General features: G+C 63.0%; 5 protein-coding genes. 2 read left to right on the top strand and 3 right to left on the bottom strand.

The features are described from left to right. Window positions 1–127: 127 nt before the first annotated feature. The 3 genes from B0W55_RS27380 to B0W55_RS27370 all read right to left on the bottom strand — a co-directional run bounded on the left by B0W55_RS27380 (window position 128) and on the right by B0W55_RS27370 (window position 4,190). Entirely contained in the window at window positions 128–2,614 is a 2,487-nt protein-coding gene (locus B0W55_RS27380) for a TonB-dependent siderophore receptor (RefSeq protein WP_077049031.1), read from the bottom strand. A gap of 109 nt (window positions 2,615–2,723) precedes the next feature. Then, window positions 2,724–3,677, bottom strand: a complete 954-nt coding sequence (locus B0W55_RS27375; RefSeq protein WP_077049030.1) for a FecR domain-containing protein — start codon at window positions 3,675–3,677, stop codon at window positions 2,724–2,726. A 3-nt stretch (window positions 3,678–3,680) separates the two neighbouring features. Continuing rightward, a complete protein-coding gene (locus B0W55_RS27370) occupies window positions 3,681–4,190 on the bottom strand; it encodes a sigma-70 family RNA polymerase sigma factor (RefSeq protein ID WP_077049029.1) in 510 nt (169 codons plus the stop codon). Window positions 4,191–4,564: 374 nt separating this feature from the next. Between B0W55_RS27370 and B0W55_RS27365 the strand changes: the two genes are divergently transcribed. Together B0W55_RS27365 and B0W55_RS27360 are read left to right on the top strand one after the other, a co-directional pair. Beyond that, a complete protein-coding gene (locus B0W55_RS27365) occupies window positions 4,565–7,927 on the top strand; it encodes an Ig-like domain-containing protein (RefSeq protein ID WP_371807303.1) in 3,363 nt (1,120 codons plus the stop codon). Between the two features lie 149 nt (window positions 7,928–8,076). Beyond that, window positions 8,077–9,183: an alkene reductase gene (locus B0W55_RS27360; RefSeq protein WP_077049027.1), complete on the top strand. Its 1,107-nt coding sequence runs from the start codon at window positions 8,077–8,079 to the stop codon at window positions 9,181–9,183. Window positions 9,184–9,270: the final 87 nt, after the last annotated feature.

Raw genomic sequence — 9,270 nt, 5'->3', positions numbered from 1 at the left:
TGACACTCAGCCTTCGCGAGCAAGCCCGCTCCCACAATGTTTTGTGTCGCCCACAAAATCTGTGGTCAACGCAAAACACTGCAGGAGCGAGGTTTGCCCGCGATGGCGTCAGTGGCAGCGCAGCCGCTTACCAGTCGTACGTCATCTCCACCGACGCCACTCGCTCCTGTCCGTAGTAGCAGCCGAACGCGTAGTTGCAGTCCGATACGTAGTCGCGGTCGAAGATGTTCTGCACGTTCACTCGGGCCTGTACGCCGCGCAGGCTCGGGTCGAGTTTGCTCAGGTCGTAGCTGACGGTGGTGTCGTAGACGACCCAGGACGGTACCTCGAACGAATTGGCGGAATCACCCGGTTTACGCCCGGTGTAGCGCGCGCCGGCGCCGAAGGTCAGGCCGTTGAGGCTGGCCTGGGTGAAGTGGTAGTCCACCCACATCGACGCTGAGACCGGCGACTGCGCTTCGTTGCGATGGCCCTGATTGCCCCAGTTGTCCTTGGTGTAGAACGAATCCATGTAGCTGGCCGCCGCCATCACGTCGATGTTGTCCAGGCTCGACTTGATCTCCAGTTCGACACCCCGCGACCGCACTTCGCCGCTCTGGGACATGTACTCCGGATAATCGTCGTCCCCCGTCAGCACGTTCTTCTGTTTGACCTGATACACCGAAGCGGTCATCAGCGTCTTCTCGAACGGCTGATACTTCACCCCCACTTCGTACTGCTCGCCCTCGGTCGGTTCGAAGGCCTTGCCGCCACGCTGCGGTGCGGCGGTGCCCAGGGTCGGCAGGAAGGATTCGGAGTAGCTGATATAGGGCGCCAGGCCAAACGAAGTGACGTAGGTCAGGCCCACGCGACCGGTGAACTTGTTGTCGCGCTTGGCTTCGTGGGTGGAGGCCAGCAGGTCCTTGTTGTCCAGTTCGGCCCAGTCCTGACGCCCGCCGATCGTCAGGATCCACTGGTCCAGTTTGATCTGGTCCTGCACATACAGCCCGGTCTGGCGCAGGGTGTTGTCCCACTGAGTGGTCAGCGTCGGCGTGACACTGCTGGTGTCGTAGTTGTTCTTGCCGTACAGGTCCACCGGCAGCACGTTGTTGGCGTTATAGCCGTCGTACTTGCGGGTGAAGTGACGATAGTCGACGCCCGCCAGGGTCGTGTGTTCCAGGGCGCCGGTGTTGAATTTATATTCCAGGTTGTTATCGACGGTGTAGGCGATGTTGTGCTGATGCCAGTCGACCTTGGCGCGGTTGGCCCGGGTGTAATCGGTCACGCCGTTTTCAGTGACGAAGCTGCGCAGATAAAACCCCTTGTAGCGATCGCGCACGTCGGTGTAGCGCGCCGTCGACCGGTATTTCAGGTCATCGCTCAGATCGTGGCTGAAGTCATAGCCGAAGACATACTGGTCACGCTTGTAGTCATTGAAGTTCGTGTCGCCGGAGAAAAAATCACGGTCGATGTGCTCGCCATTGGGCCCACGGTCCAGTGAGCCGATCCGCGGCAGCGACTGGTAATCGGGTATACCGTCATCGCGCTGCACCTGCGCCAGCAGCGTCAGGGCGGTAGCGTCGTTGATGTTCCAGGTCAGGCTCGGCGCCAGCAGCAGGCGCTCGCTCTCGTTGTGCTCGACCATTTCGTTGCCTTTGTCCGCGACACCGACCAGGCGATAGAGAAACTGCTTGTGCTCATCGATCGGCCCGCTGGTGTCGAACGCACCGTTGACCCGGTTGTAGCTCCCCGCCCCCAACTTGACCTGACTGCGCTGCTCGGTGGTGGGACGCTTGGAGACCATGTTGATCAGCCCGCCCGGCTGATTCTGCCCGTAGAGCACCGACGAAGGTCCCTTGAGCACTTCGATGCGCTCCAGGGTGTAGGGGTCGATCTGCGGCGCACCACCGAGGCTGCCGGCATAGGGAATGTAGGCACCGTCCAGATACAGCGGCGTCGGCGCAAAACCCCGGCTGGTGATCTCGTCGGCAATCGAGTTGCGGTCAGTGAAGCCGCCGGTGTTGACCCCTGGCGTATAGCGCAGGGCCTGGGTCAGGTTGCGCGCGCCCTGGGTTTGCACCTGGTCGGCGGTGACCACGTTGATGGTCTGCGGGATTTCCAGGATCGGCGTGTCGGTCTTGGTGGCCGTGGCGCTCCGGGTGGCGACGTAGCCGTCCACGGGGCCGTAGGCTGACTCCACGTTAACCCCGGAAATGCTCGTGGCCCCCAACTGCAGCGCCGCGCCCGAGCCCTCGATCGGCAACAGCGAATAGCTGCCATTGTCATGCAGCACCGGTTGCAATTTACTGCCGGCCAGCAACTGGCGCAGGCCCGCATCCACCCAGTACCGGCCGTGCAGGCCTGCGGTTTTCTGGCCATTGGCATACGCCGGTTCGAAGGAAACCGTCACCCCGGCGGTACCGGCAAATTGCGTCAACGCCAAGGCCAGGGGACCGGCCGGAATGTCGAATTCGGTCTCGCCGCTGGTCTGCGCCCAGGCCGGTTGCGCCACCAGCGTCATGCCCAAGGGCCCGGCCAGCGCCATACCGAGCAGCGCGGCCTGTACGGCGCGGCTCAAGGGTTTGGCCACCGGCGCGGTGGATGAAAGGCTCAGGCGGAAGTTGCGAGGGGTCATGCGGTGTCCTTTGGGCAGTCGATGGCGGCGTCTGTATGCGCCTCTAACTACCAAGTCGAACGAGAATCGAAATCAATAACCCCCGCTGCGGATTTTTTTCCGCATTCACTCAGACCGGTTGCAGGCTGGTCCAAAACCGGCTGAATCGGCGAATGCGCACGGGCAAGGTCGAGGTCAGGTTGTCGAGGATGGTGTCGGTGTCGCCCAGGTGAAACGCCCCGGAGATGCGCAGTGATGCAATCGCCGGATCGCACCCCAGATGGCCCGGGCGGTACCGCTGCAGTTCGTCGACGAAATCAGCCAGGCACCAGTCGTTGACCACCAACATGTCGCGGGTCCAGGCATCGGCCTGGGGGTTGGCCGGTCGCAGGGATTGCAGAGCATCCTGGCGAAACACCAATTGCTGGCCGGCGTCGACCCGTACCGCGCTGCCGGGCAGGTCTGCCGCGCGCACCTCGACCGCGTGTTCCTGCACGCTGACCTGCGTCAGGCCCGCTTCATGGCGCACCACAAAACGGGTGCCCAAGGCACGGATGCTGCCCTCGGCGGTGTGGACGACGAAGGGCCGAGCCAATGAATCCCGGGCGGTCTGGATCTGGATTTCACCTGCCAGCAAACGCACTTCGCGCAGGCGGTCGCTGTAGCGGATGTCCACCGCGGTGGCGGTGTTGAGCTGCAACTGAGTGCCATCGTCCAGCCGCAAGCGACGGCGTTCGCCGGTGCCGGTGCGCTGGTCGGCCATCAAGGTCGGCATGGGGGTAGTGTTCCAGGCCAGGGACCCTGCCCCGCCCGCCATCAGCAGGATCGACAACACCTTGAGCACATCGCGGCGCTTGGCCCGGGCGCCGCTGAGGGTCGGCCGGGCGATGCCGGGGTTGACCTGTCCAAGTTTGTCCTGCAACCGCGCCAGGCGCTCCCAGGCCTGCCGGTGCCGCGGGTCACACGCCAGCCAGCGCTGATGTGCCTCGCGGGTCGTTTCACTGGGCACGCCTTCGCGCATGTCGACGTACCAGCGGGCAGCCGCTTCGAGGGTGGCGTAGTCCGGAGGTTGGGGATGGACCACGGTTCAGTCCTCGATCAGCAACAGGCAATGGGTCAAGGCGCGCACCGCGTGTTTCTTGACCGTGGTCACCGAGACATTCAAACGCCGGCCGATCTCGACATAGCTCAGGCCATCGAGCTGGGCCATCAGGAATATCTCCCGGGTGCGCTCGCCCAGGCCATCGAGCAGGCGGTCGATTTCCATCAGAGTTTCGATGATCAGCGACCGGGTTTGCGGTGAGATCGCCAGCGGCTCGGGAATGTTGGCCAAGGTGTCCAGATACGCCTGCTCCACCGCACGACGCCGGAACATGTCGATCATCAGGCTGCGGGCAATGGTGCTCAGATAAGCGCGCGGCTCGCGCAGCTCAAAGCCTTTGCGCTGGGTCAGCACGCGGATGAACGTGTCCTGGGCAAGGTCCGCCGCCTGGTGGTTGCAGCCAAGACGCTTGCGCAGCCAGCCACACAGCCAGCTGTGATGCTCCTGGTAAAGCGAATGCACGATGTGATGCTGCGTAAGATCGGCGGCGGACATGGAAAAGACCTGACACGAATTTATTTGATAATGACTCTCATTTTCGTCCAAGCCAGATCGTTTTGGCAAGGCCATGGGACACTGGGGAAACTAACCCACTGAAATTTCGCCACTTCCCCCGCAATTGAGGACTTTGCCCCATCGACCCATCACACCCATCTGAAACAATCAGAAACAACTAATTAATTCGTTTGAACTTTTTTCCGACAAACAGTCGTGGCCCGTCTGTTGCACAGGCCCTTTGCACCCGCAGCAGCTGTCGTCCCCATACGAGGGGATGGCGGGTTTCGCCGCTATGGCATGACGCGAGGGGACCCAAAATGAAACCTGTTACGCCGCAATTGAAATCAACCCGCTATTGGCGAAGGTCCGGTATGACCTGCGCGGCGATGCTCATCACCCTGGCCACGGCCAGCGCCACCCCGCTCGACGATGAAAGCCAGCCACCGCCCACCGACCCCTCTGCCTACTACACGCCGCCGGCCGACCCGGTGGCCGCAGCGGCCGAACTGGACGCCATCAAAACCCTGCCGGAAGCCAACCAGGGCTCAATCGCCCTGCCCAACGGCGTGTTCGGCAACCGTGATACGCCCAGGGCCGACAACATCCTGCCGCCAAGCGCGCAGACCTCGTTCAACTACCCCACCAACGGCAAACCGAGCCCACTGTACGGTGCGCAGCCGTTTACCCAGCAATTGCTGCTGTTCGAAGAATTCGGCACGGAAAAACTCGACCCGACCCTGCCTGCACCGCCCCTGACCTTCCCGGTGCCAACCGTAGGCCCGGCGCCACAGCAAGACCCGGACAACGTCGCCCGCAGCGGCCCGTCGAGCACGGCCCTGGAAGCCTTCATGCGCCAGCCCGGGATTTACCCGTTCCCCACCCAGTTCTCCAACGTGCTGGACCGCAACCCCTGGAAGGCGCAGATCGAAACGTTCCTCAACCGCCATCCCGTGGGCTCGCCGGCCGAGGGTCGTCCGCCAGGAAAAGGCTGGTCCCATCAACGCTGGAACGAGTTCTACCCGCAGGTCGCCTTCAAGACCGTGCAGGCTGGCGCCAAGCTCAACGGCGGCATGCGCGACCGTCGGCAACTGCACAACTATGCCGTCGGTGAATTCGGCCCTGGCGGGCTGTACTACCAGACCTCGGACATCCCGACCACGACCGGCACCACCAAAGGCATCGACACCCGGTTCCACCCCAACTTCCCGATTCAGAACCACAATGCACTGTGGACCTTCGACGGCACCTTTCCGCCCAAACTGCTCATGGTGCGCTACGGCCAACCGGTGCTGATGCGTCACTACAACGCCCTGCCGATCGACCCGGCGGCGAACATGGGTTTCGGCCTGCACACCATCAGCACCCACGAACACAACGGCCATTCCCCGGCCGAAAGCGACGGCTACACCAATGCGTTCTTCTTTCCGGGGCAGTACTACGACTATCGCTGGCCGATGCAACTGGCCGGCTACGACACCATCAACACCGACGCCCACGACCCGCGCGCGGCGTTCCCTTGCGCACCGGGCGAAACCCTGTTCGTCAACGACGCCAGTCCGGGCCTCAAGACCTGCGAAAACGGCACCATCAAGATCCGTGGCGACTGGCGCGAAACCATGAGCACTCACTGGTTCCACGACCACATGCTCGATTTCACCGCACAGAACGTCTACAAGGGCAACGCGGTGATGATGAACTACTACAGCGCCATGGATCGCGGCAACGAAGCGATCGAAGATGGCGTCAACCTGCGTCTGCCCAGCGGTTCGGCATTGCCTTGGGGCAACCGCGACTATGACGTCAATCTGGTGGTGGCCGACAAGGCCTGGGATCAGAACGGTCAGCTGTGGTTCAACCCGTTCAACACCGACGGGTTTCTCGGCGACCAGATCCTGGTCAATTGGCAGTACCAGCCACGCTTGAAGGTACGGGCGCGCAGCTATCGCTTCCGCATTCTCAACGGCTCGGTCTCGCGCTATCTGAAGATTGCCCTGGTACGTGAAGTGGCCGGCAACGGCGGCGAATTCCCTGGCCCGTCGGGCTCCGGGGTGTCCTACAACCGCGTGCCGTTCCACATGATCGGCAACGACGGCAACCTCATGGAACATAGCGTGCCCTTCGACGGCAGCATGGACCTGGACGGCGATGGCGACCTGCAGAACCACAACGCGATCCTGCCGACCCAGGGCATTGCCGAACGCTTCGACATCATCGTCAACTTCGCGAAAAACGGGATCAAGACCGGCGACAAGCTGTACTTCGTCAACCTGATGGAACACAAGACCGGCAAGGGCCCGGAAAAGAACGGCCTGAGCCTGGCCGATGTGCTGTCCGAGAAGTACAAGGCGGTGATCAAGCAAGGTAGCAAGGGGCCGGAATGGGACAAGGGCGACCCTACCGTGGGCAAATTCATGCAAATGGTCGTGCAGCCTTACAGCGGCACGGACGTGAGCATGAACCCGGCTGACTATGAACCGGCGAAACCGGGCAAGGCGGCCGGCAAGACCATGATCCCGCTGACCCTCGACCGTGATGATCCGGCCGTGCAGGCCAAGCTGAAACTGGCGCGCCACCGCGAGTTCATTTTCGGCCGCTCCGATGGCACCGATGAAGCGCCCTGGACCATCAAGACCGACGGCGGCTTCGGCTACAACATGGACCCACGCCGGCTCAGCGCCGCACCGCAACTGGCCAATGGCCCGACCGATGCCGGCTACAGCGGCGACGGCACCCTGGAAGTGTGGAAAATCAAGAACGGCGGCAACGGCTGGAACCATCCGGTGCATGTGCACTTCGAGGAAGGCATCATCCTCAGCCGCGACGGCAAGGCGCCACCGGAATGGGAAAAATGGGCGCGCAAGGACGTGTATCGCATCGGCGAGGGCCTCGACAGTTCGGTGGACGTGGAGATGGCGATCCACTTCCGCGAATTCGCCGGGACCTACATGGAGCACTGTCACAACACCCAGCACGAGGACTCCTCGATGCTGCTGCGTTGGGATATCGAGCATCCGGGGCAATTCCAGTTGATGCCGACACCGTTGCCCGGCTGGGACGGTGTGACCTATGTCAACTCCGCTGCGCTGCCGACTTTCCGCACAGGCAATGGCACCGGCAACAATGACGACGATCAGGGCACCAACAAAAAACCTGTCGCCAACCCGGACAGCGCCGCCAGCAACAACGGGCAAGCCGTGACCCTGAATGTGCTGGCCAACGACACCGATCCGGACGGCAACCTGCCGCTCAAGGTGGTGGGCCTGACGCAACCGGACTCCGGCAAGGGCACGGTCAGCACCGATGGCGTGCATGTGGTCTACACGCCACCGGCCAGCGCCCCGGCGCCGTTCACCGCAGCCTTCACCTACCAGGCCAGCGATGCCAAGAACGCGGTGTCGGAACCGGCAACGGTCTCGGTGGCGGTCACGCCGGCACCGGTGGTCAACGAAGACCTGGTGGTGACCAGCGCGACGGTCACGGTGCGCAGCAACAACCGCTACACCTGGGATCTGGCGGGTACCACATCCAAGGGGACCGGCAACACGCTGACGGTGACGGCAACGACCACCGCCGGCGCGCTCAACCTGGGTAATGCGATCCTCACGCCGACCGGTACGGGAGCGCGCTGGAGGGTATCGACCAGCACCACCGGTGCCGGCCCGACACCCAACCCGACCGTCACCATCACCTCGACCTTCGGCAAGACGGTGACAGCCCCCATCAGCGCAAAATGAGGTCATTCGACGGGCGCCCGGTCCCCGCAACAGGGACCGGGCGCGATTCGATTACGGAACGATCAGTCCGAAGTGAGCGGATCGCCGGCCCGTTTTTCTCCGTCAGCGTCTGGCCTAAGGTTGCCTCCAGACATTTACCGGAGGTCACCATGAAACACCCTACCCTGCTGTCCAGCATCCAGATCGGCCCACACGCCCTCACCCACCGCGTCGTCATGGCGCCCCTGACCCGCATGCGCTCCGAGCCCGGCGACGTGCCCGGCGCCCTGATGGCCGAGTACTACTCGCAACGCGCCAGCGAAGGCGGCCTGATCGTGTCCGAAGCCACTGTGGTTTCCCCTACCGGCAATGGCTACCTTGGCTCGCCGGGCCTGTACAACGACGCACAGATCCCTGGCTGGAAGGCCGTCACGGAAGCGGTGCACGCCAAGGGCGGGCGGATTTTCCTGCAGCTGTTCCACGCCGGTCGCCAGTCCCACAGCGACATGCAGCCTGATGGCGCGCAACCGGTGGCACCGTCCGCCGTGGAGTACAACGGTGTCGCCTACACCGCCAACGGCTGGGTGCCGAGCACGCCGCACCGGGCGCTGGAGACCTCGGAAGTCGAGGCCTTGATCGAAGACTTCCGCATGGCTGCGCAACGGGGGCTCGAGGCGGGTTTTGATGGCGTGGAAATCCATGGCGCCAACGGTTACCTGATCGACCAGTTCCTGCAGGACGGCAGCAACCAGCGCACCGATGCCTACGGGGGCAGCATCGCCAAGCGCTCGCGTTTCCTGCTGGACATCACCCGGGCGGTGATTTCGGTCTGGGGCCATGAGCGCGTGGCGGTTCGCCTGGGGCCAAGCGGTAACTTCGGCGACATGAAAGACAGCGACCCAGAAGCACTGTTCGTCTACGTGGCGCAACAACTGGCACCGATGAACCTGGCCTACCTGCACCTGATCGAACCCCGAGTGCTGGGCAATTCGATCGATGAAACCAAGGACCAGAACCCGGTGGCGGCACAGTTGATCCGCCGCCATTACAGCGGCCTGATCATCGCCGCGGGCGGATTCACCGCCGCCTCCGCCGAACAGATCCTGCAAGCGGGCGATGCCGACCTGGTCGCTTTCGGTCGCGACTTCATCGCCAACCCCGACCTGCCAGAACGAATCCGTCATGACCGGCCGTTGAACGCCTATGACCGCGACACGTTCTACGGCGGCAATGAGGTTGGGTTCACCGACTACCCGTTCTACCCGCAAAGCGCCTGACATCTGCGCCGAACCTTAAGCCGCCATCGCGGGCAAGCCCGCTCCCACAGTGATCTTGGGCGTTGCACAAATAACGTGTACACCCAA

Source organism: Pseudomonas sp. KK4 (genome assembly GCF_001984065.1).
Lineage (GTDB): Bacteria > Pseudomonadota > Gammaproteobacteria > Pseudomonadales > Pseudomonadaceae > Aquipseudomonas.
Note: the sequence above shows the minus strand (reverse complement) of the source record. Positions and strands in the feature narration are given on the sequence as shown.

Coding starts and splice junctions, on each gene's coding strand:
- B0W55_RS27370 (WP_077049029.1), bottom strand. CDS start 4,190: ATGTCCGCCGCCGATCTTACGCAGCATCACATCGTGCATTCGCTTTAC.
- B0W55_RS27360 (WP_077049027.1), top strand. CDS start 8,077: ATGAAACACCCTACCCTGCTGTCCAGCATCCAGATCGGCCCACACGCC.
- B0W55_RS27365 (WP_371807303.1), top strand. CDS start 4,565: ATGACCTGCGCGGCGATGCTCATCACCCTGGCCACGGCCAGCGCCACC.
- B0W55_RS27380 (WP_077049031.1), bottom strand. CDS start 2,614: ATGACCCCTCGCAACTTCCGCCTGAGCCTTTCATCCACCGCGCCGGTG.